Source organism: Streptomyces luteoverticillatus (assembly GCF_003970715.1).
Taxonomy (GTDB): Bacteria; Actinomycetota; Actinomycetes; order Streptomycetales; family Streptomycetaceae; genus Streptomyces; species Streptomyces abikoensis.
On sequence record NZ_CP034587.1, the window covers coordinates 4,784,286 to 4,810,130 of the forward strand.

Sequence of the window (25,845 nt, forward strand, 5' to 3'; positions counted from 1 at the left end):
GGAGCCGCCACTTTCCAGGACGGCTCCGGACCCAGGACGGCTCTGGTCCTGGGACGGCTCTAGTCCTCGAAGGTGGCGGCCAGCGCCTCGGCCAGGCCCGGCACCAGGTCGGCGCCGGTGAGGACCTCGGTCGGCGAGTCCTTCTCGCGCAGCCGGACGGCCGACTCGCGCGCGCCGTCGCGCAGCACGGCCACCGTCATCCGGACCTCCTGGCGGTCCGGGTGCTTGGCGACCCACGCGGCGAGCTGCTTGTCCTTCATGCCGTGGGGCACGGACGCCTCGGCCGACGGCGGCAGCATCAGCCGCTCCACGGTCAGGGCGCACCCGACCACGGCGTCGGGCCAGGCGATGGTGCCCAGGAACTTGTCGAGCGCGGTGCCCGGGGGAAGCTCCTCCTGTTCCACGGGCGTGTAGGAGGCGCTGGAGGCCGCCTCGTCGTCGAGGCCGAGCTGGGCGGCCAGGCCGGGCTCCTGGGCACGCAGCCGGGCCGTGTCGACCAGGGCGAACAGGCGCGCGGGCTGATCCCAGCCCAGGGTGGAGGCGTACTCGTCGATCTCGAGCACGGCACGGGTGAGCGGACTGGCCGCCATGGGGACGCTGGGCTCCTGGGAGCCGGGAAGGTTCGAACCGGTATTGCTGGACATGGTCAATATCGTGCCCTGACCGAGCCCGAAAACGGGAACCGAGTAAAGCGTCGGTAAGTTGCCACAGTGGGTCCTACTATCGCGTGGGCCTGATCGACAGCTCGTTTCCCAAGCTCCAACGGCTCGGTCGAGCTCGATCGACAAGCTTCATCGACAGCGAACTTCGAGGTGCGCACCTTGGCTTTCCAGATGCCGGACCGCGGCGGAGGCCCGTCCGGGCCACGGATCAGAGTCGGCCGACCGTCCCGGCGTGTCCGGACCCTGCTGATGACCCTGGGCGTGCTGGCGGTGCTGGCCATGCTCTTCGTCATGTTCGCCGGGTTCTGGACCGACTGGCTCTGGTACCGCTCGGTCGACTACTCCTCCGTTTTCACCACCACCCTCGGCACCAAGATCGGCCTGTTCGCCGTCTTCGGCCTGCTGATGGCCCTGGCGGTGGGAACGAACATCTGGCTGGCGCACCGGCTGCGGCCGCCGCTGAGCGCGATGTCCATGGAGCAGCAGAGCCTCGACCGCTACCGGATGAGCATCGCCCCCTACAAGAAGTGGGTGCTGCTGGCGGTCACGTCGCTGGTGGGCCTGGTCGCGGGCGCGTCCGCCGCCGGCCAGTGGCGCACCTGGCTCCAGTGGGTCAACGGCGTGTCCTTCGGGCAGCGGGACCCGCAGTTCCACAAGGACATCTCCTTCTACACCTTCGACCTGCCCTGGTACCGCTTCCTGCTGAGCTTCGGCTTCGCGGCGGCGGTCCTGTCGCTGATCGCCGCCGCCCTGGTGCACTACCTCTACGGCGGACTGCGGCTCACCAGCCCGAGTGGCCGGGCCACGGCGGCGGCCACGGGGCACCTGTCCGTGCTGCTCGGCGTCTTCGTGACGCTGAAGGCCGTCGCCTACTGGCTGGACCGCTACGGGCTGGCCGTGAAGTCCAGCGGCCTGAAGTCCACCGAGGGCTGGACCGGGCTGCGCTATGTGGACGCCAACGCCTATCTGCCGGCCAAGACGATCCTGTTCATCATCGCGCTGATCTGCGCCGTGCTGTTCTTCGCCACGCTCTGGCGGCGCACCTGGCAGCTGCCGGTGATCGGCTTCGGCCTGATGGTGCTGTCGGCGGTGCTGATCGGCGGGCTCTACCCGGCGATCGTGCAGAAGTTCCAGGTCCAGCCGAACGAGCAGGCCAAGGAAGCGCCCTACATCAAGAAGAACATCACCGCGACCCGTGAGGCCTATGGCATCGACGGCTCCGAGGTGACGGACTACGTGGGCAAGAGCGACCTGAAGGGCAAGAGCCAGCAGGACAAGGAGCGGTTGCGCGCCGCGGCGGACTCCACCGCGAGCATCCGCCTGCTCGACCCGAACATCGTCTCGCCCACGTTCCAGCAGCTCCAGCAGGTGAAGGGCTACTACCAGTTCCCCTCCACGCTGGACGTCGACCGCTACAAGGTCGACGGCAAGGAGCAGGACACGGTCATCGGTCTGCGCGAGCTGAACATCAACGGCATCCCCGAGCGCAACTGGATCAACGACCATTTCAAGTACACCCACGGCTACGGCGCCATCACCGCCAAGGGCACCACCGCCGTCGGCGAGGGCGACCCCGCCTTCACCGAGCGGGACCTGCCCACCAAGGGCGCGCTCGGAAAGTACGAGCAGCGGGTGTACTACGGCGAGAAGACCACCCAGTACTCCATCGTGGGCGGCCCGCAGAAGGAGCTGGACTACTCCGGCGACAGCGGCGAGAAGAGCTACAGCTACGAGGGCAAGAGCGGCGTCAGCCTCGCCAATCCGGTCAACCGGGCCGCCTACGCGGTGGCGTTCGGCGAGCCGCAGATCCTCTATTCGGGCGCCATCGGCGACGGCTCGCGGATTCTGTACAACCGCACTCCGAAGGAGCGTGTCGAATCCGTCGCCCCGTGGCTGACGATCGACGGCGACGCCTATCCGGCGGTGGTCGACGGCCGTATTCAGTGGATCGTCGACGCGTACACCACGACCAACGGCTATCCCTACGCCTCGCGCACCACGCTCGGTGACACCACGGCGGATTCGCTGACCACCGGTCAGCGCGCGGTGGTGGCCCAGCAGAATCAGGTCAACTACATCCGCAACTCCGTCAAGGCGACCGTGGACGCCTACGACGGCACGGTGAAGCTGTACCAGTGGGACACCAAGGACCCGGTGCTCAAGACCTGGATGAAGGCGTTCCCGGGCACGGTGAAGGCGAAGAGCCAGATCAGCGCCGGTCTGCTGGACCACCTGCGCTACCCGCAGGACCTCTTCAAGGTGCAGCGCGAACTGCTCACCCGCTATCACGTCACCAACCCCGGCACGTTCTACACCGGCAGTGAGCGCTGGCAGGTCCCGGACGACCCGACCAACAAGTCGGGCAACGCGGTTCCGCCGTACTACCTGAGCATGCGGATGCCGGGCCAGCCGGCGCCGGCCTTCTCGTTGACGACGACGTTCACGCCGAAGGCCCGGGAGAACCTGGGCGCCTTCATGGCCGTCGACGCCGATGCCAAGAGCTCCGGTTACGGAAAGATCAGAATTTTGAAGCTGCCGTCGGAGACCACGACCTCGGGTCCCCAGCAGGTGCAGAGCAAGTTCAACGGCGACCCCGAGATCGCCAATAAGATCAATATTCTGAAGCGCGGCGATTCCGAGATCGAGTACGGAAACCTGCTGACCGTGCCGTTGGACGACGGCCTGCTCTATGTGGAGCCGGTCTACGTGCGCGGCGCGGGCTCCAACTTCCCACGTCTGAAGAAGGTGTTGGTCACCTACGGCGACAAGACGGCCTTCGAGGACGACCTCGGCAAGGCCCTCGACGCCGTGTTCGAGGTGAAGAGCCCCGCGCCCGGCACCCAGCCGCCCACCACCGGCACCACGCCCCCGGCCAGTGAGAACCCGACGGTCAAGCAGGCCGTGAAGGATGCCCAGGACGCCTTCGACGCGGGGCAGAAGGCGCTGGAGAGCAAGGACTGGGCCGCCTACGGCAAGGCCCAGCAGGACCTCAAGGCCGCCCTCGACCGGATCGCCAAGGCCGAGGCCGCGGCGCCCGCCGGCACCAAGCCCGGCAGCTGACCGCCCCGCCCCCGCGTCGTCGTGGTACGGTTGTGCCACAACGACGCGGGGTGGAGCAGCTCGGTAGCTCGCTGGGCTCATAACCCAGAGGTCGCAGGTTCAAATCCTGTCCCCGCTACTCAAAGACAAGGCCCGGAGTTCTCGGACTCCGGGCCTTGTTCGTGTACCCGGACCGCCGGGACGGCCGCCCGAGTGCCGTGCGCGAGGCCGCTGTCGGCTGTCCGGGTGGTCTGTGCGGGTTGTGTGCGGGGCTTTTGATTAGAGTTTGAGGCATCGCCGTGTCGGGAAGTCGGGAAGTCGACAAAACGCTGAAGTGACCTCACTGACTGCGGTATTCGTGGTGTACGCAGGTTGCGGGAGTGCGACGATGGGACTTATGGGGGACAAGGCGAGGCTGTTGGAAACACGTCGGCTTGTAGAGGCTCCCGGGGACGGGAGCCACCGGGATGATCAGGACCCGTCGTCGTCCGGCCCGGGGGGCCGGTGAGGACCACCGAGGCACGGGAGGGAGCCGAGGCCTCCTGCGCCACCGAGGCGGCCGACCTGGAGCTGGAGACGGCCCGCCGCCGCGCCGCCGAGTCCGGGGACCCCGCATCCCTGAGCATGCTCGGCGCCCTGCTGCTGCGCCGCGGCGACCTCGACGGCGCCGAGCGCCACCTGCGCGCCGCCACCGCCGAGGGCGACCGCTCCGCCGCCAATAACCTCGGCGTCCTGCTGCACCAGCGCGGCTACGCCGACGAGGCCGCGAGCTGGTGGCGCGTCGCCGCCGTCGCGGGCTCCGCCGCCGCCGCCCACGCCCTGGGCCGCTACCACCGCGAGCGCGGCGACGAGCCCGCCGCCGAGTACTGGCTGCGCCAGTCCGCCGAGTCCGGGCACGCCCTGGGCGCGTACGCCCTCGCCGACCTGCTGGAGCACCGCAGCGACGTGGGCGCGGAGCGTTGGTTCCGCTCCGCCGCCGAGCGCGGCCACCGCGAGGCCGCGTACCGGCTGGCGCGGATACTCGACGGCCGGGCGCCACGAGCCGCCCAGGAGCCGGCGAACGGTCTCGCCGCCGGCCTCGGCCCGCCCACCGGCACCCGCCACGTGGGCGCCGGCGGCGGGGACACCTCCGTACGCGAGCTGCGCGCCGCGGCCGCGGGCGGCCGCCGCCAGGACGGCCCCGCCGGCGAGGCCGAGCAGTGGTACCGGCAGGCCGCCGCCCGCGGCCACCGCCGTGCCGCCCTCCACCTGGGCACCCTGCTGGAGGGGCGCGGCGAGACCCAGGAGGCCGCGCGCTGGTACCTCACCTCCGCCAAGGACGGCGAGCCGCGCGCCGCCTGCGCCCTGGGCTTCCTGCTGCGCGACGCCGGGGACAGCGACAGCGCCGCCGTCTGGTGGCGCCGCGCGGCCCAGGAGGGCGACGGCAACGCCGCCAACGCCCTGGGCGCCCTCCACGCCGACCGGGGCGAGTCCCAGCAGGCCGAGCGCTGGTACCGCGCCGCGCTGGACGCGGGCGACATCAACGGCGCGTACAACCTCGGCCTGCTCTGCGCCGAGCAGAGCCGCAACGCCCAGGCCGAGCAGTGGTACCGCCGCGCCGCCTACGCCGGGCACAAGGAGGCCGCCAACGCGCTGGCCGTCCTGCTGCTCCAGCACGGCGACTCCGCCGGCGCCGAGCCGTGGTTCTCCAAGGCCGCCGAGGCCGGCAGCGTGGACGCCGCCTTCAACCTGGGCATCCTCTACACCGGCCGGGACGAGGAGGACCTGGCCTTCCAGTGGTACGAGCGCGCCGCGGCCGCCGGGCACACGGACGCGGCGCTCCAGGTCGCCATGGCCCTGCTGCGCGACGGCGGCGCCGAGGACGCCTACGAGGCCGAGCGCCATCTGCGGATCGCCGTCAGGGGCGGCAACGCCGAGGCGGCCTTCCGGCTGGGCGCCCTGCTCGACCGCGACGAGGAGACCCGTGGCGAGTGTGAGGAGTGGTACGAGCGGGCCGCCCAGCAGGGCCACCGGCGGGCCCAGGTGCGCCTGGGCATGCTGGTCGCCGAGCGGGGCGACGTGGCCGCGGCCGCCCACTGGTACCGGGCGGCCGCCCAGGCGGGCAGCCGCAACGGCGCCTTCAACCTGGGGCTGCTGCTGGCCCGCGAGGGCAGCGAGCAGGAGGCCGCGCTGTGGTGGGCCCGGGCCGCCGAGGCCGGGCACGGCCGGGCCGCGCTGCGGCTCGCGCTGCTCGCGGCGCGGCGCGGCGATCTGGCCGAGGGGCGGCTGTGGTGCGCGCAGGCGGTCGAGCTGGGTCCGGCGGAGGTCGCCGAGCGCGCGGCCCGGCTGCGGGACGCGCTCCAGCAGGAGCTCAGTGCGTAGGCGGGGGCCCGGTGGCCGCACCGCGGCATGAGCGGGACCGTGACGTAAGCGGGCTCGTAAGGGCGTTTGCATCAGCGGTCACGAACGGGTTAGAGTAAGTGCACCGACGCGGGGTGGAGCAGCTCGGTAGCTCGCTGGGCTCATAACCCAGAGGTCGCAGGTTCAAATCCTGTCCCCGCTACTGATACGAAAGGCCCGGATCCTTGGGATCCGGGCCTTTCGTCATGCCGTGGCGCAGTTCGGGCAGACGCCGCGGTAGGTCACCTCGACGGCGGAGACCTGGAAGCCGAAGCGCTCCTCGGACGGGAGGTCGGCCAGCAGGTCGCCGGCGGGGTGGACGTCGCGGATCGTGCCGCACCGGGAGCACACCAGGTGCTGGTGGGCGTGGTGGGCGTTGGGGTCGTAGCGCTTGGCGCGGCCGTCCGTGCTCACCTCGAGGACCTCACCCAGGGAGACCAGCTCGCCGAGCGTGTTGTACACCGTGGCGCGCGAGATCTCCGGCAGCAGATCGGCGGCCTTGGCGTGCACCTCGTCGGCGGTGTAGTGCACATGGTCCCCGTCGAGCACTTCGGCGACGACCCGTCGCTGCGCGGTCAGCCGCCAGCCGCGGCCCCGGAGTCGTTCCAGCAGGTCACTCATGCCATTCACCTATCAGTCAGATAGGACCAGCGTAGCAGCGAGCCTTGTCCACCACTGGATCCCATATTTGTGTCGTTCGCATCTTGACTTAGACAAAGTCCAATGTAGGATCGATCTCGGCTCAGGCCAAGGGACAGACGATCTGACGACGGAGGCGTAAGTGTCGACGAACGGCGAGGCGGCAACGGCGACGGGCCCGCTGACCACGGAGTCCGGTGCTCCGGTCGCGGACAACCAGAACAGCGAGAGCGCGGGTGCCGGCGGCCCCATGCTGATCCAGGACCAGCTGCTGCTGGAGAAGCTCGCGCACTTCAACCGCGAGCGGATCCCGGAGCGCGTCGTGCACGCCCGTGGCGCCGGTGCCTACGGCACCTTCACCGTCACCGCCGACGTCACGCGCTGGACCCGCGCGAAGTTCCTCTCCGAGGTGGGCAAGGAGACCGAGACCTTCCTGCGGTTCTCGACGGTCGCCGGCAACCTCGGCGCGGCGGACGCGGTCCGCGACCCCCGGGGCTTCGCGCTGAAGTTCTACACCGAAGAGGGCAACTACGACCTCGTCGGCAACAACACCCCGGTGTTCTTCATCAAGGACGCCATCAAGTTCCCCGACTTCATCCACACCCAGAAGCGCGACCCGTACACCGGCTCGCAGGAGGCGGACAACGTCTGGGACTTCTGGGGCCTGTCGCCCGAGTCCACCCACCAGGTGACCTGGCTCTTCGGCGACCGCGGCATCCCCGCCTCGTACCGCCACATGAACGGCTACGGCTCGCACACCTACCAGTGGAGCAACGAGGCCGGCGAGGTCTTCTGGGTCAAGTACCACTTCAAGACCGACCAGGGCATCAAGAACCTCACCCAGGACGAGGCCAACCGGCTCGCGGGCGAGGACCCCGACAGCCACCAGCGCGACCTGCGCGAGTCCATCGAGCGCGGCGACTTCCCGAGCTGGACCGTCCAGGTGCAGATCATGCCGGCGGACGAGGCGGCGAACTACCGCTTCAACCCGTTCGACCTGACCAAGGTCTGGCCGCACGAGGACTACCCGCCGATCGAGATCGGCAAGCTGGAGCTCAACCGCAACCCCGAGAACATCTTCGCCGAGGTCGAGCAGTCGATCTTCTCGCCGGCGCACTTCGTGCCGGGCATCGGCCCGTCCCCCGACAAGATGCTCCAGGGCCGGCTCTTCGCCTACGGCGACGCCCACCGCTACCGCGTCGGCATCAACGCCGACCACCTGCCGGTGAACCGCCCGCACGCCACCGAGGCGCGCACCCACTCCCGTGACGGCTTCCTCTACGACGGCCGCCACAAGGGCGCGAAGAACTACGAGCCGAACAGCTTCGGCGGCCCCTTCCAGACGGACCGGCCGCTGTGGCAGCCGGTGACCGTCACCGGGGACACCGGCAACCACGCCGCTCCCTCGCACGCCCAGGACAACGACTTCGTCCAGGCGGGCAACCTCTACCGCCTGATGTCCGAGGCCGAGAAGGAGCGCCTGATCGCCAACCTCGCCGGCTTCATCGCCAAGGTGTCGCGCGACGACATCGCCGAGCGCGCGATCAACAACTTCCGCCAGGCGGACCCCGACTACGGCAAGCGGTTGGAGGCCGCCGTCCAGGCCCTGCGCGGCTGACGACCCTGGACGCTTGCCGTACAAACCGAAGAGGCCGGACGCCAAGGGGCTCCGGCCTCTTCGGCCTGCCCGCTCCCGGCCTGTTCGGCTCGTTCCCGGCGTCTTCCGCCCCCGCTCACGCGGAGACCGCCGCCTGCGCGCGTCGGCGCGCGGGCAGCCAGCAGCGGATGATGTCGCGCACCGAGACCACCCCCACCGCCTCGCTGCGGTCGAGGACGATCAGGTGCCGGAACTCGCCGCGCGCCATCGCGGCCGCGGCCTCCTCCAGCGTCCACTCGGGGGTCGCGAAGACGACGTCGGTGGTGGTGTGGCCGTGGGCGGTCTCGCGGTCGGGATCCTGGCCCGCCCCGACCGCGTCGAGTATGTCGCGCTCGGTGAGGATCCCGAGGCCATAGGTGTCGGGGTCGAGGACGACCGCCGCGCCCACGCGGCGGGCGGACATCAGGCGGGCGGCCTCGCGGAGGGTGTGCGCGGGGCCGATGGTGAGGACCAGCGTGCTCATGGCGTCGCGGACGAGCATGGCCGTGGCCACCTCCTTGGTGGGCTGCGAACGCGTTCCCGGAACCGTGAACTCCAGCAGGAAAAGCCGGACTTCACAAGTTCACAAACCGGGGAGGCTGTCATCGTCACACACCGTCAAGAGCGCCAACAAGGCCTGGACGGGGATGATTTTTGCCAGATTTTTACGACCACCTTGTGGGTTTAAGGCGGTCCGGAGTACTTACCGCCGCAGGTAATTCAGCATCTCGTCGTGCAGCAGTCCGTTCGACGCCGCCGCGTTGCCGCTGTGCGGCCCCGGACGCCCGTCCAGGCCAGTGAAGCGGCCGCCGGCCTCCTCGACGATGACGACGTTCGCCGCCATGTCCCACAGCGACAGCTCCGGCTCGGCGCAGATGTCCACCGACCCCTCGGCGACCATCATGTACGGCCAGAAGTCGCCGTAGCCCCGCGTCCGCCAGCAGGCGCGCGTCAGCTCCAGGAAGCCCGGCAGCATCCCGCGCTCCTCCCAGCCGCTCAGCGAGGAGTAGGCGAACGAGGCATCTCCCATCCGGCCCACCCGGGAGACCTGGAGCCGCTGGGCCGAGGTCAGGCTGCGCCCGGTGTAGGCGCCCGACCCCTTCGCCGCCCACCAGCGGCGGCCCAGCGCCGGAGCCGACACCAGCCCCACGACCGGCTCGTAACCGATCTCGCCCTGATACTCCGTCTGCACCATCAGGGAGATCAGCGTCGCCCAGACCGGCACTCCGCGCACATAGTTCTTGGTGCCGTCGATCGGGTCGATCACCCAGCGGCGCGGGCCCGTGCCCTCGCTGCCGAACTCCTCGCCCATCACCGCGTCACGCGGCCGGGCGCGATGGAGCTGGCCCCGGATCAGCTCCTCGGCGGCCTTGTCCGCCTCGCTCACCGGGGTCATGTCCGGTTTGGTCTCGACCTTGAGGTCGAGGGCCTTGAACCGGTCCATGGTGGCCGCGTCGGCGGCGTCCGCCAGGACATGGGCCAGACGCAGATCATCGTGGTAATCGGACATGCCACGCACACTACCCGTGGCCGCGGCCGGGGCGTGCGCGGCACGACTTGTGAAGGCTCTTGACACCGTCTGGCGTCGCGTCAATTCTGTGCCCTGGCCATCCACAGTCGTGCGGCCGTACGGCCGGGGAGGCGACGATGCCCGCGGCACGAGAGCTCTTGCTGGACGCGGCCTTCACGGCGCTCGGCACCCGGCCCTGGCACGGGGTCCGGATGGTCGACGTCGCGGCCGCCGCCGGGGTCTCCCGGCAGACCCTCTACAACGAATTCGGCAGCAAGGACGGCCTCGCGCGCGCCCTGGTGCGCCGGGAGGCCGAGACGTTCCTCGCCGGGGTGGAGCACTCCCTCGCGACCGCGCGGGATGCCACCGGCCCGGACACCACCGGCCCGGACACCACCGGCCCGGACACCACCGGCCCGGACACCACCGGCCCGGACACCGCCGGCCGGGACCCCGTCAACGCCGGGGACCGGTGCGCCGCCGCGGCCCTGTGGACGCTCCGGACGGCACGGGCGAACCCCTTCGTCCGCGCCGCGCTCACCGGCTGCCGGGGCGACCGGCTGCCGCCCGCCGCCGCGCCCTCCGTACCCGCGCCGCGCGCCGGGCGCGAGGCGCGCCCGCCCAGGGGCGCGCTCTCACCGGGCGCCCTGGTCGGACGGATCCGCGACAGCGTGGCCGGTGCCGTGGGCGCCGACGCGCCCGGCCTGCCCCCCGACGCCGTCCTGCGCGCCTGCGAGGCGGCGGTCCGGCTGACCCTCTCGTACGTCGTCGCCCCGGCGCCCTCGGACGAGGAGGTCGCGGCGGAGGTCGCCGGGCTGGTCCGGGCGTTGCTGGCCCAGGAGTGAGCGGGGGACGGGCTCAATGGGACGAGCCGGACAGCTGGAGCCCGATCACCCCGACGATCACCAGGGAGATGGAGACGATCTTGAGGGTGGAGACCAGGTCGTCGAGGAAGACCATGCCGTAGATCGCCGTCCCGGCCGCGCCGATGCCCGTCCACACGGCGTAGGCCGGGCCCACGTCCAGCTTCTTCAGCGAGAGCGTCAGCAGGCCGAAGCTGCCGAGGGCGAAGGACGCGAACGCGATCGTGGGCCACAGCCGGGTGAACCCGTGCGAGAGCTTGAGACACACGGCGAAGCCGGTTTCCAGGATTCCGGCGACGACGACCAGCAGCCACGCCATCAGATTGCCTCCCGTTCCGCGGACCGCCCCGTGCGCACCGGTGCTGTGGATGTCCTTGCATGCCCTTGCCGCTGGAGGTCACTCGCAAACGTGGGCGATCGCGGACGCGGTCGGCGGACGGCCGGTCAGTCGCCGTCGCGGCGCTCCCGGGTCGCCAGCAGCCGCCGCAGCGAGTACAGGCGCTGGGGGTCGGCGTGGCCGTCGGCCACCCACTGGTCCAGCGCGCAGTCCTGCTCGTCGTGGCTGCACGCGCGGGGGCAGCCCTCGGTGCCGGGCTCCAGGTCGGGGAAGGCGTGGATGACCCGCGCCGGGTCCACGTGGTGCAGCCCGAAGGACCGCACGCCCGGGGTGTCGATCACCCAGCCGGAGCCGTCGGGCAGCGGCAGGGCCAGCGCCGAGGTGGTGGTGTGCCGGCCCCGGCCGGTGACCCGGTTGACGTGGCCGGTGGCCCGCTGCCGCTCCACGAGCGCGTTGACGAGCGTGGTCTTGCCGACGCCGGAGTGCCCGACGAACGCGGTGATCCGGCCCTCCAGCTGCTCGCGCACCCGGCGGGCGGCGGCGCCCTCGGCCAGCTCCTCGCGGCTGGTGACCACGTAGCGGATGCCCAGCGAGCCGTAGGACTCCATCAGGGTCTCGGCGGACGCCAGGTCCGACTTGGTGAGCACCAGCAGCGGCTCCAGCCCGGCGTCGTACGCCGCGACCAGGCAGCGGTCGATCAGCCGCGGGCGCGGCTCGGGGTCGGCCAGGGCGGTGACGATCGCCAGCTGGTCGGCGTTGGCGACGACCACCCGCTCGTACGGGTCGTCGTCGTCGGCCGTCCGGCGCAGCACGGAGCTGCGCTCCTCGACGCGGACGATCCGGGCGAGGGTGTCCTTGGCGCCGGTGAGATCGCCGACGACCGCGACGCGGTCGCCGACGACGGCGCTCTTGCGGCCCAGCTCGCGGGCCTTCATCGCGACGATCGGCCGGTCCTCGACGAGGACGGTCAGCCGGCCGCGGTCGACCGTGAGGACGAGTCCCTCGGCGGCGTCCTCGTGCTTGGGCCGGATGCTGGTGCGAGGGCGGTTGCCCTTGCGGTTGGGGCGGACGCGGACGTCGTCCTCGTCGGTGTGCTTCCCGTAGCGGCGCATGGTGCTTCCAGGATCTCTCAGCTTCTCGGTGCCGTCGTCGCCCCCGCGACGGAGCCGAGCATCCCGGTCCACAGCTCCGGGAAGTCGGGCAGGGTCTTGGCGGTGGTGGCCACGTTCTCCACCTGGACGCCCTCGACGGCTAGGCCGATGACGGCGGCGGCGGTGGCCAGCCGGTGGTCCTCGTAGGTGTGGAAGACGCCGCCGTGCAGCGGGCGCGGGCGGATGCGCAGGCCGTCCTCGGTCTCGATGACGTCGCCGCCGAGCTCGTTGATCTCCTTGGCCAGGGCGGCGAGACGGTCGGTCTCGTGCAGCCGGAGGTGGGCGATGCCCCGCAGGACGGACTCGGAGTCGGCCAGCGCGGCGACCGCCGCGATGACCGGCGAGAGCTCGCCGACATCGTGGAGGTCGACGTCGATGCCGGTGATCCGGCCGGTGCCGGTGAAGGTCAGGCCGGCGTCGGTGAGCTCGCAGCGGCCGCCCATGGCGGTGAAGATCTCCCGGAGGGAGTCGCCGGGCTGGGTGGTGCGCTCGGGCCAGTCCGGGATGGTGACCCGGCCGCCGGTGATCAGGGCGGCGGCCAGGAACGGCGCCGCGTTGGACAGGTCCGGCTCGACGACCAGGTCGCGGCCGAGGAGGGCGCTGGGGGAGACCCGCCAGACGTTCGGCTCGCCGCCGGACTCCGGGGTGTCGACCTGGGCGCCGGCCGCGCGCAGCATGTCCACGGTCATCCGGATGTGCGGCAGCGACGGCAGGGCCGCGCCCACGTGACGGACCTCGACGCCCTGGTTGAAGCGCGGGCCCGACAGCAGCAGCGCGCTGACGAACTGGGAGGACGAGGAGGCGTCGATCTCCACCGGGCCGCCGTCCAGGGCGCCGGCGCCGTGCACGGTCAGCGGCAGGGCGCCGCGGTCGTTGTCGTCGATGCGGGCGCCCAGCGCGCGCAGCGCGTCGATCACGCCGTGCAGGGGGCGCTCGTAGCTGCGGGGGTCGCCGTCGAAGCGGACCGGGCCGTCGGCGAGGGCCGCGACGGGCGGCAGGAAGCGCATGACCGTGCCGGCGTTGCCCACCAGGACCTCGGCCGGGCCGTGCAGCCGGGCGGGGATCACGCGCCAGGCCTCGCCGGTGCCGTCCGGGCCCACGCCTTCCTCGATGCCGACGCCCATGGCGCGCAGCGCGTCGGCCATGAGGACGGTGTCGCGCGAGCGCAGCGGGCGGCGTACCCAGCCGGGCTCGGCGGCGAGGGCGGCCAGCACCAGGGCCCGGTTGGTGACCGACTTCGATCCGGGCACGGTGACGGTCGCGTCGACGGCCCCGTTCGCGACGGGGGCGGGCCAGAGGTCGGTGTGCGCGGGGCTCTCGGTCATGCCCTCACCTTAGTGGTTCGCCGCCGGTCACCGTCCGAGCAGCCAGCGGCCTCCGCCGGCCAGGGAGCACAGGGCCACGACGTGGAAGAGGCCCAGCCACACCACCGGGGGCACGTTCGTCAGCCGTGCCAGCTGGTCCGCGTCCGAGTCCGGGGCTCCGCCGTGCCGCCGCTTGCGCTGGAGCTCGAAGGCCGGCCGCACACCGCCCAGCAGCAGGAACCACACCACCCCGTAGGCGAACGCCGCCTGCACCTGCGGCCCGGCCAGCCAGGACACCAGGAAGAACGCCGCCCCCGCGAGCACCACGGTCAGCGCCCCGTAGGCGTTGCGGATCATCACCAGCATCGCGGCCAGCAGCGCCGTCGCTCCCCACAGCAGCGCGGTGATGTGCCCGGCCGACAGCAGGGCGGCGCCGGCCAGGCCCAGCAGGGAGGCGGCCGGGTAGCCGGCCGCGGCGGTCAGGACCATGCCGAGGCCGGTCGGCCGGCCCCGGGAGACGGTCAGCCCGGAGGTGTCGGAGTGCAGCCGGATGCCGTCCAGGCGGCGCCCGCTGAGCAGGGCGACGAGCGCGTGGCCGCCCTCGTGGGCGATGGTGATCGCGTTGCGGGTGACGCGCCAGACGCGGTGGGGGGTGACGGCGGCGAGGGCTATGACGCCGGTGACCAGAACCAGCCAGAGCGAAGGGTGGGGCTGGGTGCCGGTGACGCGGTTCCAGAGGTCGGTGGCGGTGGTGCTGCTGTCCATCTGTGAGCCGCTCCTGGCGTCGTCGTGGCAGTGTGGCACCCATGTGCGGGCGATATGCGGCGAGCCGGCGGCCGGAGGACCTGGCCGGGCTCTTCGAGGTGGAGAAGTGGGTACCGGAGGAGACGCTGGCTCCGGACTGGAACGTGGCGCCGACGAAGAGCGTGTACGCGGTGCTCGAACGTCCTCTGAAAGACGCAGCGGACCGTCGTCCGGTTCGCCAGCTCCGGGCGCTGCGGTGGGGGCTGGTGCCGTCGTGGGCGAAGTCGCCCGAGGGCGCCGCGAAGATGATCAACGCCCGGGCGGAGACGGTCCACGAGAAGCCGTCCTTCCGGCGGGCCTTCGAGTCCCGGCGCTGTCTGCTCCCGGCGGACGGCTACTACGAGTGGGTCACCGGCGCGCAGGAGCGCGAGCTGGAGGAGAAGGGGCGCCGCAAGCGCGCCCGGAAGCAGCCGTACTTCGTCACGCCCGTCGACGGCTCGGTGATGGCGATGGCCGGGCTGTACGAGTTCTGGCGCGACCCGACGCTCCCGCCGGACCATCCGCAGGCCTGGTGGGCGACCTGCTCGGTGATAACCACCGAGGCGGAAACGGAGCCGTTCGCCATGGCGACACCCTCCGTTTCGGCCGAGCCCGGCCCCCGCTCGCTGGCGGAGATCCATCCGCGGATGCCGCTGCTGCTCACCCCCGACCGGTGGGCGGCCTGGCTGGATCCCGCCCGGACGAACCCGGAGGAGCTGCGCGCGCTGCTGGCGCCCCCGCCTCCCGGGCTCGTCCGGGCGTACCCGATCGCCACGGCGGTCAGCGACGTCCGCAACAACGGGCCCGAGCTGCTGACCGAGCTGGCGGCGCCGGAGGAGACGACGCTGTTCTGAGGAGGCGACGCCGTTCCGAGGGCGCCCGGCGGCAGGATGGACCCGTGACCACAAAGATCGCTGAGACCGTGCAGGACGTGCCGACCCCTACCGGGGACGCCCGCGTCCACTGGTACCTCGCGCCGGACGCCCGCCTCGTGCTCGCCCTGGGCCATGGCGCGGGCGGGGGAGTGGAGGCCCGCGACCTGCGGGCGCTCGCCACCGCCCTGCCCCTGGACGGGGTCACCGTGGCCCTCGTCGAGCAGCCGTGGCGGGTGGCCGGCAAGAGGGTGGCCCCGGCCCCCAAGGCGCTGGACGAGGCGTGGCGGGCGCTGTGGCCCGCGCTCACCGCCCCCGGGCTGCCCGTCGTGGCGGGCGGCCGCAGCGCGGGGGCCCGCGTGGCGTGCCGGACGGCCGCGGAGCTGGGGGCGGCGGCCGTGCTCGCGCTCAGCTTCCCGCTCCACCCGCCGGGCAGGCCGGAGAAGTCCCGGGCCGACGAGCTGACCGGCGCGGGACTGCCCACGCTCGTGGTGCAGGGCGCCCGCGACCCCTTCGGCAGGCCCGAGGAGTTCCCGCCGGGCATCGAGCCGGTGGCGGTGCCGGCCGGCGATCATGGCTTCGCGGTGCCCAAGAAGGCGGACATCACCCAGATGGAGGCCCTCGCCGTGATCACCGACGAGGTGGGGATGTGGCTGAAGGCGATCTGAGGATCTGCCGGGAAACTTGAGGTTATTGAGGCTCCTGAGAATCTTCGCGAGAAGTTTCCTACCGCCGGGAATGATCCACGAGAGCGTGCTGTTGTCCGGTCTGTAGTCAGGTACCGGCACAGACGAAGGAATGGGAGCTCCCCGCATGGGTTCGATCGCATGCCCGTCCCGCCCGCACACGGCCGACCCGGGTTGGGCGGTCCTGAGCATGGCGGAGCCGGCCGTGGCTGGAGCGGCGGGCGGACCGGATCGTCGTCTATTCTCCGATTCGAGCGGGTCCGGCAAGGACGCCGCCATGCTGTTGGAGGAGGTGGGTCCGGTCACTGGGACCGACGCGGAGAACACCGCGAGCGGGCGGGACGCCGAGACCACGGCGGAGCGCAACGCGCGCTTCGAACGCGACGCCTTGACCTTCCTCGACCAGATGTACTCGGCCGCGCTGCGCATGACGCGCAACGCCGCCGACGCCGAGGACCTGGTGCAGGAGACGTATGCCAAGGCCTACGCGTCCTTCCACCAGTTCCGTGACGGCACCAACCTCAAGGCCTGGCTGTACCGCATCCTGACCAACACGTTCATCAACTCCTACCGCAAGAAGCAGCGCGAGCCGCTGCGCAGCGCGTCGGAGGAGATCGAGGACTGGCAGCTCGCGCGCGCCGAGTCGCACATGTCGACAGGGCTGCGCTCCGCCGAGTCCCAGGCGCTCGACCACCTCCCCGACTCCGATGTCAAGGAGGCCCTCCAGGCCATTCCGGAGGAGTTCCGCATCGCGGTCTACCTGGCGGACGTCGAGGGCTTTGCGTACAAGGAGATCGCGGACATCATGGGTACCCCCATCGGCACGGTGATGTCCCGGCTGCACCGCGGCCGTCGTCAGCTGCGCGGCATGCTGGAGGACTACGCCCGCGAGCGCGGACTGGTCCCGGCCGGTGCCGCCTCCGCGCCGAACGGGCCCGACGCGTCGCACAACCGGAAAGGGTCGGACTCATGAGCTGCGGAGACCCGCACGAGACGGACTGCTCTGAAGTCCTCGACCATCTCTACGAGTTCCTCGATCACGAGATGCCCGACGGCAAGTGCGCCGAGTTCGAGGTGCACATCGACGAGTGCTCGCCCTGCCTGGAGAAGTACGGCCTGGAACAGGCCGTGAAGAAGCTCGTCAAGCGCTGCTGCGGCCACGACGACGTGCCGGCCGACCTCCGCTCGAAGGTCATGGGCCGGATCGAGCTGATCCGCGCCGGCGAGTCCGTGCCGGACCAGGACGTGGTCGACGAGGCGCGGGCGGCCGCGGCCGCCGAGGCCGCCGCGCGGCGGGACTGACCGCCGGTCCGGCGTCGGCGGTAGGCCGACGCCGTTGATCCAAACCACCGCACCCGGGAACGTCACCCGAACGGACGGCGCAATACCGGCAAGGCGGTTTTCGAGGCTCGGCTGAGCCTATTCTCCCCATCCAGACGCCAGGTCCGAGGTCGGGGAGGACGCGCCATGGGGGCACTTCCGGCGGCGGCTCGCGCGTACATCGCGGGGGCCGTGCTCGCCGCCGCGCTGTGCGCCGTGCCCACCGTGCGGGACGCCTCCGCCGTGCCCTGGGGCGCCGTCGCGCTCCTCGCGGGCCTCTGCGCCGTCTCCGAGCGCCTGCCCCGCTGCCCGCTCACCATGCCGGTGCTGCTCGCCGGGGTCTTTCTGCTGCCGCCCGGGGCCGCCGGGCTGGTGGCCGTGCCCGGCGCGCTCCTGGGACGGGTCGGCCGACGGCCCGTGTGGGTGCGGCGGCTGTGGCACGCGGCGCAGTTCTCCCTCGCCGCGAGCGCGGCCTCCTACGTCCACGGGCTGGGCACCCCGCCCGGCGCCCCGCCGCCCCCCTTCCCGTACGCCCTGCTGCCCGCGCTGGCCGCGGCGCTGACGCTCGCCCTGGTCGTCACCGCGCTCGACGGCGGCGTCCTGGTCGCCGCCGAGGGCCGCTCCCCGCGCGCGGCCTGGGGCGCGCCGCTGCCGGGGGCGCTGGTGCCGCCGCTGCTCCACGGGCCGACGGGCCTGATGACGGCCCTCCTGTGGCACAGCGCCTACGGGCCCGTGGCGGCCCTGCTCGTGCTGCTCCCCATGTCCGTGTCCTCCTGGGTGCTGGACCGCTGCCGCCGTGAGCGCGCCGCGCACCAGGCGACGGTCCGGGCGCTGGTCCAGGCCGTCGACCTGAAGGACCGCTACACGCGCGGTCACAGCGAGCGCGTCGGCCGCGCGTCCGTGCTGATCGCCCGCGAGCTGGGCATCACCGGCGACCGCCTGGAGGCCGTCCGCTTCGCCGGCACCCTCCACGACGTGGGCAAGCTCGGCGTCCCCACCCGGCTGCTGCGCAAGGACGGCCCGCTCACCCCTGAGGAGCGCCGCGTGATCGAGCTCCACCCCGAGTTCGGGCACGAGATGGTGCGCGGCATCGGCTTCCTCGGCGAGGCGCGTGACGCGATCCTCCACCACCACGAGCGGCTGGACGGCAGCGGCTACCCCTATGGGCTGATAGGGCATCAGATCCCGGAGTTCGCCCGGGTGGTGGCCGTGGCCGACGCCTTCGACGCGATGACCTCCACCCGCAGCTACAGCCGCGCCCGCCCCGTCCCGGTGGCCCTGGCCGAGCTCCACCGCTGCTCGGGCTCCCAGTTCGACCCCCGCATGGTCGCCGCCCTCTCCCGCGCCCTGGACCGCCACGGCTGGTGCCCCGCGAGCGATCGGGAACGCTCCCCGGAAGACATCATTCCGCCCAGCCGAAACGTCCCTGTTGATCACCGTTCGCCGACGGGTTCGCCTGCGGCGGGCTTCGCACACCCGGGCGGCCCGTCATGACCGGGGCCCGCCCGCCGGGCCGGGGCCCCCGCGCGACGGCCGCCACGGAGGACACCGTCCCGGGGTCGCGGCGGGCGCCGGGCGCCGCAGGCGCGTCGACGCATGGCGACCGCGACGGGCGCGCGGCACGGGACCTGCCGTCGACGGGGCATGGCCCCGCGCCTGGCGGCGCCTCGGCCCCCCGCAGCCGGAGCGGTCGGCCCCCACGGGCGCTGCCGAGTGCCCGGCAAGCGCCCGGCTCCCCACCCCGGGACGGCCGGAGCGGTCACCCCGCGGGTGCGGCCCCGGCCGACAAGCCACCGGGCGCCTCGCACGGCCCCGCGTCCGCCCCGCCGCCCCCCGCCCGCCCCGGGCGCGGGTCGGCGCGGGCGGTCGGCCGTCGCGCGCCCTCGCGGGGGCGCCCGGCGCTTGTGCGGGGGGTGCACGCCCTCGCCGGGGGCGCCGCGCTCGGGGCGCTCGTGTGGACCGCCTGGCGCGGGGTCGCGCAGCCCGGGGTGGCGCTCGCCTACGGGGCGCTCATCGCGCTGGGGGAGGCCGCGCGGCGGCGGTCGGGCGGGGGCGGCGGGGTGCGCGAGACCGCGCCCGTCGGATCGGCCGGGACCCTCGCGTACGCGCTGCTCGGCGAGGTCGGCGGCGAGCCCGCCTCGCACGGGGCCGCGCAGGTCGTCGCCGTCGTCCTCGGCGCCACCCTCGCCGGAGCCGTCGGCCGGCCCCCCGCCCTGGACCGGCTCGCCCGCCGCGTGCTCAACGCCGGGTTCGCCGCCGTCTGCTTCCAGCCCCTCCACGCCTCCGGCGCGCTCGGCCCCCGGTTCGCCCACAGTCCGTACTACCCCCTGTTCCTGCTGCTCCTCCTCGCCCTCACCGCCCTGTGCGACGCCGTCCTGGCGGCCGTCCTCGCCCGCGCCCGCACCGGCGGCCCGTACGGCCCGGCGCTCCGCGAGGAGCTGCGCGCCCTGCCCGGCATCGGCTCGGCGATCGGCGCCACCGGCGTCGTACTCGCCCTGGCCGTGGCCGTCGCCGGCCTCTGGGCGCTGCCCGTGTTCTGCCTGCCGATGCTGGTCACCCAGCTGTCCGTGCACCGCTACGAGGCCGTACGGGCCACCCGCCGGCAGACCGTCGCCTCCCTCGCCCGCGCCACCGAGATCGCCGGCTACACCCCCGCCGGGCACGCCCGCCGCGTGGCGACGCTCGGCCGGGCCGTCGGCCGGGAACTGGGCCTCTCCGCCGCCGACCTCACCGTCGTCGAGGAGGCGGCGCTGATGCACGACATCGGCCAGCTCTCCCTCCTCGAACCCGTGCCCGCCGGGGCCACCGAGCCGCTGCCCACCGAGGAGCGCCGCCGGATCGCCCTGCTGGGCGGCGCCGTGGTGCGCCGCACCGGCGTACCGCCAGAAGTCGCACTGGTGGTCGAGCGCCAGGCGGATCCGTACCGGGACCAGCCGCTCACCGCCCGTATCGTCCGGACGGTCAACGCCTACGACGACTTCGCCGGCGACCCGGCGTGCGGCCCGCTGCGCGCGCTGGAGCGGCTGCGCCTGGCCACCGCGCACGACCACGAGCCCCGGGTGGTGGAGGCGCTCGCGAGGGTGCTCGCGCGCGGCGGCCCGCACCACCGCACTCACGGGAGTGCGGGCGAACCGGGACTAGCCCGCCGAACCCACGGGTAATGAGCGGGCGTCCGGAAGGGCATGGTTGGATGCGAAGAAGACAAAGAGAATGGCGAGAACGCGGGAATCGGGGGGTGTCATGCGCGCCGTCGTCGGCAAGGAGACGGGGAGGGCGGCAGCGCTCCCCGGAACCCATGGGGTGTGGCGGGCAGTCGTCGGGGAGGACGGCGGTCGCCACCCGGTCCATCCGGCGTGGTCGCACGCAGAAACCGGCAGGCGGGAATCGTGAGGATCTTCGGCAGGGTACGGCACCGGCCTTCCGCCTCGTGGCGGCAGGCCACCGACCGTGCCTTCACGCTCATCGGCGACGGCCGGTACGAGGACGCGGGCGCGCTGCTGACGCGGGCCGCCGACATGGAGCCGTGGCTCTCCGAGTCGTGGTTCAACCTCGCCCTGCTGCACAAGTTCCGGCACGACTGGGAACAGGCCCGCGCCGCCGGCCTCCGCGCGGTGGCCCTGCTCGACCGTGAGGCGGGCGCGCCGGACTGGTGGAACGTGGGCATCGCCGCCACCGCCCTCCAGGACTGGCCGCTGGCCCGCCGCGCCTGGCAGGCCTACGGCCTCAAGGTGCCCGGCGAGGGCGGCCCGGCCGGTGAGCCCGTCGGCATGGAGCTGGGCAGCGCGGCCGTGCGGCTCTCCCCGGAGGGCGAGGCCGAGGTCGTCTGGGGCCGCCGGCTCGACCCGGCGCGCATCGAGGTGCTCTCGATCCCGCTGCCGTCCTCCGGCCGCCGCTGGGGCGAGGTCGTGCTGCACGACGGCGTCCCGCACGGCGAGCGCGTCACCGCCGCCGGGCCCGCCTTCCCGGTCTTCGACGAGATCGAGCTGTGGGCCCCCTCGCCCGTCCCCACCTGGGTCGTGCTGCTGGAGGCCGCCACCGAGGCCGACCGGGACGCCCTGGAGCGGCTCGCGGCCGACGCGGGCTTCGCGGCGGAGGACTGGTCCTCCTCCGTGCGCCTGCTGTGCCGGACGTGCTCGGAGAGCCGGATGCCCAGCGACGAGGGCGACGGCGAGCACCTCGACCCCCACGACCACAGCGAGCCCGGCCACCCCGGCCCGCTCGGCCACCGCACGGCCGGCTCCGGTTCCGGCTCCCTGTGGGTGCCCGAGCGCGAGTGCGGCATCGCGGCCCCGCCCGGCCTGGTGCGCGGCCTGCTGGACGGCTGGGTCGCCGACAGCCCCGACACCCGCGAGTGGCGGGATCTCGAAGAGGTCTGCTGAGGTCCCGCCCCGGCCCCCGTACCCTGTATGGGGCCCCGTGGGTTCAGGGCAAAATATTGCTTTCGGGTTGTGAGAGAGGCGTACGGCGGAGATGTCGCAGCAAGACACTGAGCAGTCGGTGAACGACGAGCCGAAGAGCGAGTTCATCGTGGACACCGAGGACTGCGAGGAGCGCGAGCTCGCGCACCGCGAGCGGGGCACCTCCCGGCCGATCACCGTCGTCGGCAACCCGGTCCTCCACAAGGAGTGCCAGGACGTCACGGAGTTCGACGAGAAGCTCGCGCAGCTGATCGACGACATGTTCGCCAGCCAGCGCACCGCGGAGGGCGTGGGCCTGGCCGCCAACCAGATCGGCGTCGACCTCAAGGTCTTCGTCTACGACTGCCCCGACGACGAGGGCGTCCGCCACGTCGGCCATGTGATCAACCCCGTGCTGGACGACCTGCCGGCCGACCGCCGCGTCCTGGACGACTCCAACGAGGGCTGCCTGTCCGTGCCGACGGCCTACGCCGCCCTCGCCCGTCCCGACTACGCCGTCGTGCGTGGTCAGGACATGCACGGCAACCCGATCGCCGTCGAGGGCACCGGCTACTTCGCCCGCTGCCTCCAGCACGAGACGGACCACCTGTACGGCTACCTGTACATCGACCGCCTCTCGAAGCGCGACCGCAAGGACGCGCTGCGGCAGATGGCGGAGGGGACGCCGCGGTACGAGGTCGTCTCCAACGACTGATCTTCAACGCGCCGAAGGGCCCGTACGGAACGTGTTCCGTACGGGCCCTTCGGCATGTCGTGGCTAGAACTCGTCGTCGAAGGAGACCGAGCCCTCGACCGCCACCTGGTACGCGGAGGCGCGGCGCTCGAAGAAGTTGGTCAGCTCCTGGACGTTCTGGAGCTCCATGAAGGAGAAGGGGTTCTCCGAGCCGAACACCGGCGGGAAGCCCAGGCGCTGCAGACGCTGGTCGGCGACGGTCTGCAGGTACTCGCGCATGGAGTCGGTGTTCATGCCCGGCAGGCCGTCACCGCACAGGTCGCGGGCGAACTGCAGCTCGCACTCGACGGCCTCCTTGAGCATGTCCGTGACCTGCTGCTGGAGCTCGTCGTCGAAGAGGTCCGGCTCCTCCTCGCGGACGGTGTCCACGACGGAGAACGCGAAGTCCATGTGCATGGACTCGTCGCGGAACACCCAGTTGGTGCCCGTCGCCAGGCCGTGGAGCAGGCCGCGGCTGCGGAACCAGTACACGTAGGCGAAGGCGCCGTAGAAGAACAGGCCCTCGATGCACGCGGCGAAGCAGATCAGGTTGAGCAGGAAGCGACGGCGGTCGGCCTTCGTCTCCAGGCGCTCCAGCTTCTCGACCTCGTTGATCCACTTGAAGCAGAACTGGGCCTTCTCGCGGATGGAGGGGATGTTCTCCACCGCGTCGAACGCCGCGGCGCGGTCGTCCGGGTCGGGCAGGTAGGTGTCGAGCAGCGTCAGATAGAACTGGACGTGCACGGCCTCCTCGAACAGCTGCCGCGACAGGTACAGGCGCGCCTCGGGGGAGTTGATGTGCTTGTACAGCGTCAGCACGAGGTTGTTGGACACGATCGAGTCGCCGGTCGCGAAGAAGGCGACCAGGCGGCCGATCATGTGCTGCTCACCCGGGGACAGCTTGGCGAGGTCGGCGACGTCCGAGTGGAGGTCGACCTCCTCGACGGTCCAGGTGTTCTTGATCGCGTCGCGGTAGCGGTCGTAGAAGTCCGGGTACCGCATGGGGCGCAGGGTCAGCTCGAAGCCCGGGTCGAGCAGGTTCTTCTGGCGTTCGGTGGACATTACTGGCACGCCTCGCAGGACTCGGGGTTCTCAAGGGAGCAGGCGATGGCGTCCGCGTCGGGCGCGGCCTGCTGCACGGGGATGGTGGTGGCGGCGCCGGTGGAGGCGGAGGCCGCGCGGGCGATCCGGGTGGCCGGGCGGGATCGCAGGTAGTACGTCGTCTTGATGCCCTGCTTCCAGGCGTACGCGTACATCGAGCTGAGCTTGCCGATGGTGGGCGACGCCATGAACAGGTTCAGCGACTGGCTCTGGTCCAGGTACGGCGTACGGGCCGCGGCCATGTCGATCAGGGCGCGCTGCGGGATCTCCCAGGCCGTGCGGTACAGGTCGCGGACGTCCTGCGGGATCCACTTCATGTCCTGGATCGAGCCGTTGGCCTCGGTCATGGCCTCGCGGGTGGCGCGGTCCCACACGCCGAGCTTCTTGAGGTCCTCGACCAGGTAGGTGTTGACCTGCAGGAACTCACCCGAGAGCGTCTCGCGCTTGAACAGGTTGGAGACCTGCGGCTCGATGCACTCGTAGACGCCGGCGATGGAGGCGATGGTCGCCGTCGGGGCGATGGCGAGCAGCAGCGAGTTGCGCATGCCGACCGCGGCGATGCGGGCGCGCAGCGCCTCCCAGCGGTCCTCCCACGCGGAGACGGCGTTGGGGTAGTGGTCCGGGTGGAGCACGCCGCGGGCGGTGCGGGTGGCCTCCCAGGCCGGGTGCGGGCCGTGGCGCTCGGCGAGGTCGGCGGAGGCCTCGTACGCCGCGAGCATGATCCGCTCGGAGATCTTGGTGGACAGGGCCGTCGCCTCGGCCGAGTCGAAGGCCAGGCGCAGGCGGAAGAAGACGTCCTGGAGGCCCATCAGGCCCAGGCCCACCGGGCGCCAGCGGCTGTTGGAGCTGCCGGCCTGCTCGGTCGGGTAGAAGTTGATGTCCACGACGCGGTCGAGGAAGGTGACGGCCGTACGGACCGTACGGTCGAGCTTCTCCCAGTCCATCTCGCCGTCGGCGCCGAGGTGCTGGGCGAGGTTGACCGAGCCCAGGTTGCAGACCGCGGTCTCGCCGTCGTTCGTGACCTCGAGGATCTCGGTGCAGAGGTTCGAGGAGTGGACGACGGCGCCCTTCTCGGCCGTCTGGTTGGCCGTGCGGTTGGCGGCGTCCTTGAACGTCATCCAGCCGTTGCCGGTCTGCGCGAGGGTGCGCATCATCCGGGCGTAGAGCACGCGCGCCGGGATGGTCTTGACGGCCTTGCCGGCCGCCTCGTACGCGCGGTACGCGGCGTCGAACTCGTCGCCGTAGAGGTCGACCAGGTCCGGGGTGTCGGCGGGGGAGAAGAGCGACCAGTCCGCGTCCGTCTCGACGCGGCGCATGAACTCGTCCGGGATCCAGTGCGCGATGTTGAGGTTGTGGGTGCGGCGGGCCTCCTCACCGGTGTTGTCGCGGAGCTCCAGGAACTCCTCGATGTCGGCGTGCCAGGTCTCCAGGTAGACACAGGCCGCGCCCTTGCGGCGGCCGCCCTGGTTGACGGCGGCGACGGAGGCGTCGAGGGTGCGCAGGAACGGCACGATGCCGTTGGAGTGACCGTTGGTGCCCCGGATCAGCGAGCCGCGCGAGCGGATGCGCGAGTACGACAGGCCGATGCCGCCCGCGTGCTTCGACAGACGCGCCACCTGGTGGTAGCGGTCGTAGATGGAGTCCAGCTCGTCCAGCGGGGAGTCCAGCAGGTAGCAGGACGACATCTGCGGGTGGCGGGTGCCGGAGTTGAACAGCGTCGGGGAGGACGGCAGGTACGAGAGGGTGCTCGTCAGCCGGTAGAGCTCCGCGACGTCGTCCAGGGCCCGCTCGGAGTGGTCCTCGGCGAGGCCGCAGGCGACGCGCAGCAGGAAGTGCTGCGGGGTCTCGATCACGTCGCGGTGGATCGGGTGGCGCAGCAGGTAGCGGCTGTGCAGGGTGCGCAGGCCGAAGTAGCCGAAGCGGTCGTCCGCGCCGTCGGCGAGGGCGGCCTCGACGAGGGCGTCCAGGCGCGCGGCGTGGGTGCGTACGAAGGCGGCCGTCTCGTCGGCGATGAGGCCCTCGCGGTGCCCCACCTCGACGGAGGCGGAGAAGGAGGTCGCGCCCTGGCCGGCCGCCTCGTCGGCGATGGCCAGGGTGAGCAGGCGCGCGGCGAGCCTGGAGTACTCGGGCTCCTCGGCGATGAGGCCGGCGGCGGCCTCGGTGGCGAGGGAGCGCAGCTCGGCGTCGTCCGCGGCGGCGCTGCGGCCGCGCAGCGCGGCGGCGGCGACCTTGCCCGGGTCGGTGGCCGGAAGGTCGGCGGTGAGGTCGGTCAGGGTGCGCAGGAGCGCGGTCCCGGGGCCGCCGGTCGCTTCCGCGTTCGCTGAGACCGGTGCTGAAGCCGGATCTGCGGGCGCGATGGTCACTGAGGCTCTCCCTCGCTCGGCTGGGTGGGCCGGGCGGGAGAGCGATGAGCGCGCACGCGCATGCCTCTTG

Annotated in this window: 22 protein-coding genes and 2 tRNA genes; 14 read left to right on the top strand and 10 right to left on the bottom strand. The window is 72.2% G+C overall.

The genetic code is table 11. From position 1 onward, the window contains the following. Positions 1–59 precede the first annotated feature (59 nt). Positions 60–644 carry a PPA1309 family protein gene (locus tag EKH77_RS21395; protein ID WP_240667466.1) on the bottom strand — a complete coding sequence of 195 codons (585 nt, stop codon included), beginning with the start codon at positions 642–644 and terminating at the stop codon, positions 60–62. A gap of 189 nt (positions 645–833) precedes the next feature. Between EKH77_RS21395 and EKH77_RS21400 the strand changes: the two genes are divergently transcribed. The 4 genes from EKH77_RS21400 (at position 834) to EKH77_RS21415 (ending at position 6,243) form a co-directional block, all read left to right on the top strand. Continuing rightward, on the top strand, positions 834–3,722 hold the full coding sequence (locus tag EKH77_RS21400; RefSeq protein ID WP_126918206.1) for a UPF0182 family membrane protein: 2,889 nt from the start codon (positions 834–836) through the stop codon (positions 3,720–3,722). Between the two features lie 44 nt (positions 3,723–3,766). Next, a tRNA-Met gene (locus EKH77_RS21405) sits at positions 3,767–3,840 on the top strand. 365 nt (positions 3,841–4,205) lie between these two features. Beyond that, positions 4,206–6,062, top strand: coding sequence for a tetratricopeptide repeat protein (locus EKH77_RS21410; RefSeq protein ID WP_430980998.1), 1,857 nt, complete (start codon positions 4,206–4,208; stop codon positions 6,060–6,062). Positions 6,063–6,169: 107 nt separating this feature from the next. Then, a tRNA-Met gene (locus EKH77_RS21415) sits at positions 6,170–6,243 on the top strand. Between the two features lie 41 nt (positions 6,244–6,284). On the opposite strand, the gene EKH77_RS21420 is transcribed toward EKH77_RS21415, so the two are convergent. Continuing rightward, entirely contained in the window at positions 6,285–6,701 is a 417-nt protein-coding gene (locus tag EKH77_RS21420) for a Fur family transcriptional regulator (protein ID WP_126915945.1), read from the bottom strand. A 160-nt stretch (positions 6,702–6,861) separates the two neighbouring features. On the opposite strand from EKH77_RS21420, the gene EKH77_RS21425 reads away from it, so the two are divergent. Continuing rightward, the gene (locus EKH77_RS21425; protein ID WP_126915946.1) at positions 6,862–8,337 is read left to right on the top strand and encodes a catalase; all 1,476 of its coding nucleotides are present in this window, start codon (positions 6,862–6,864) and stop codon (positions 8,335–8,337) included. A gap of 115 nt (positions 8,338–8,452) precedes the next feature. On the opposite strand, the gene EKH77_RS21430 is transcribed toward EKH77_RS21425, so the two are convergent. After that, positions 8,453–8,857 (bottom strand): CBS domain-containing protein, encoded by a 405-nt coding sequence (locus EKH77_RS21430; RefSeq protein ID WP_126918208.1) that lies wholly within the window; start codon positions 8,855–8,857, stop codon positions 8,453–8,455. Between the two features lie 201 nt (positions 8,858–9,058). Then, the gene (gene hisN, locus EKH77_RS21435) at positions 9,059–9,865 is read right to left on the bottom strand and encodes a histidinol-phosphatase (protein ID WP_126915947.1); all 807 of its coding nucleotides are present in this window, start codon (positions 9,863–9,865) and stop codon (positions 9,059–9,061) included. A gap of 137 nt (positions 9,866–10,002) precedes the next feature. Here hisN and EKH77_RS21440 point away from each other — a divergent pair, with 137 nt between their 5' ends. Then, complete coding sequence (locus EKH77_RS21440) at positions 10,003–10,710, top strand: TetR family transcriptional regulator (RefSeq protein WP_126915948.1); 708 nt, start codon at positions 10,003–10,005, stop codon at positions 10,708–10,710. A gap of 13 nt (positions 10,711–10,723) precedes the next feature. Here EKH77_RS21440 and EKH77_RS21445 read toward each other — a convergent pair whose 3' ends face one another. The 4 genes from EKH77_RS21445 to EKH77_RS21460 form a co-directional block, all read right to left on the bottom strand. Continuing rightward, positions 10,724–11,047: a DMT family transporter gene (locus EKH77_RS21445; protein WP_126915949.1), complete on the bottom strand. Its 324-nt coding sequence runs from the start codon at positions 11,045–11,047 to the stop codon at positions 10,724–10,726. 125 nt (positions 11,048–11,172) lie between these two features. Continuing rightward, positions 11,173–12,177 carry a ribosome small subunit-dependent GTPase A gene (gene rsgA, locus EKH77_RS21450; RefSeq protein WP_126915950.1) on the bottom strand — a complete coding sequence of 335 codons (1,005 nt, stop codon included), beginning with the start codon at positions 12,175–12,177 and terminating at the stop codon, positions 11,173–11,175. A 17-nt stretch (positions 12,178–12,194) separates the two neighbouring features. Beyond that, positions 12,195–13,541 carry a 3-phosphoshikimate 1-carboxyvinyltransferase gene (gene aroA / locus EKH77_RS21455; RefSeq protein WP_126915951.1) on the bottom strand — a complete coding sequence of 449 codons (1,347 nt, stop codon included), beginning with the start codon at positions 13,539–13,541 and terminating at the stop codon, positions 12,195–12,197. A 27-nt stretch (positions 13,542–13,568) separates the two neighbouring features. Continuing rightward, entirely contained in the window at positions 13,569–14,285 is a 717-nt protein-coding gene (locus tag EKH77_RS21460; protein ID WP_126915952.1) for a M50 family metallopeptidase, read from the bottom strand. A gap of 41 nt (positions 14,286–14,326) precedes the next feature. On the opposite strand from EKH77_RS21460, the gene EKH77_RS21465 reads away from it, so the two are divergent. The 8 genes from EKH77_RS21465 (at position 14,327) to def (ending at position 22,293) form a co-directional block, all read left to right on the top strand. Next, positions 14,327–15,157 carry an SOS response-associated peptidase gene (locus tag EKH77_RS21465; protein ID WP_126915953.1) on the top strand — a complete coding sequence of 277 codons (831 nt, stop codon included), beginning with the start codon at positions 14,327–14,329 and terminating at the stop codon, positions 15,155–15,157. A 44-nt stretch (positions 15,158–15,201) separates the two neighbouring features. After that, a complete protein-coding gene (locus tag EKH77_RS21470; RefSeq protein WP_240667467.1) occupies positions 15,202–15,843 on the top strand; it encodes an alpha/beta hydrolase family protein in 642 nt (213 codons plus the stop codon). A gap of 310 nt (positions 15,844–16,153) precedes the next feature. Continuing rightward, entirely contained in the window at positions 16,154–16,834 is a 681-nt protein-coding gene (locus EKH77_RS21475) for a sigma-70 family RNA polymerase sigma factor (RefSeq protein ID WP_189451773.1), read from the top strand. Continuing rightward, positions 16,831–17,163, top strand: a complete 333-nt coding sequence (gene rsrA, locus EKH77_RS21480) for a mycothiol system anti-sigma-R factor (protein WP_126915955.1) — start codon at positions 16,831–16,833, stop codon at positions 17,161–17,163. The genes EKH77_RS21475 and rsrA overlap by 4 nt, the downstream gene beginning before the upstream one ends. A 165-nt stretch (positions 17,164–17,328) precedes the next feature. After that, positions 17,329–18,675, top strand: a complete 1,347-nt coding sequence (locus EKH77_RS21485; protein WP_126915956.1) for an HD-GYP domain-containing protein — start codon at positions 17,329–17,331, stop codon at positions 18,673–18,675. Positions 18,676–19,094: 419 nt separating this feature from the next. Beyond that, the gene (locus EKH77_RS21490) at positions 19,095–20,342 is read left to right on the top strand and encodes an HD-GYP domain-containing protein (RefSeq protein ID WP_240667468.1); all 1,248 of its coding nucleotides are present in this window, start codon (positions 19,095–19,097) and stop codon (positions 20,340–20,342) included. A 225-nt stretch (positions 20,343–20,567) separates the two neighbouring features. Beyond that, a complete protein-coding gene (locus EKH77_RS21495) occupies positions 20,568–21,560 on the top strand; it encodes a tetratricopeptide repeat protein (protein ID WP_126915957.1) in 993 nt (330 codons plus the stop codon). A 91-nt stretch (positions 21,561–21,651) separates the two neighbouring features. Next, the gene (gene def / locus EKH77_RS21500; RefSeq protein ID WP_126915958.1) at positions 21,652–22,293 is read left to right on the top strand and encodes a peptide deformylase; all 642 of its coding nucleotides are present in this window, start codon (positions 21,652–21,654) and stop codon (positions 22,291–22,293) included. A gap of 63 nt (positions 22,294–22,356) precedes the next feature. On the opposite strand, the gene EKH77_RS21505 is transcribed toward def, so the two are convergent. Together EKH77_RS21505 and EKH77_RS21510 are read right to left on the bottom strand one after the other, a co-directional pair. Continuing rightward, positions 22,357–23,373, bottom strand: a complete 1,017-nt coding sequence (locus EKH77_RS21505) for a ribonucleotide-diphosphate reductase subunit beta (protein WP_126915959.1) — start codon at positions 23,371–23,373, stop codon at positions 22,357–22,359. Beyond that, the gene (locus EKH77_RS21510; protein ID WP_126915960.1) at positions 23,373–25,775 is read right to left on the bottom strand and encodes a ribonucleoside-diphosphate reductase subunit alpha; all 2,403 of its coding nucleotides are present in this window, start codon (positions 25,773–25,775) and stop codon (positions 23,373–23,375) included. Before EKH77_RS21510 ends, EKH77_RS21505 begins: the two co-directional genes overlap by 1 nt. Positions 25,776–25,845 lie beyond the last annotated feature (70 nt).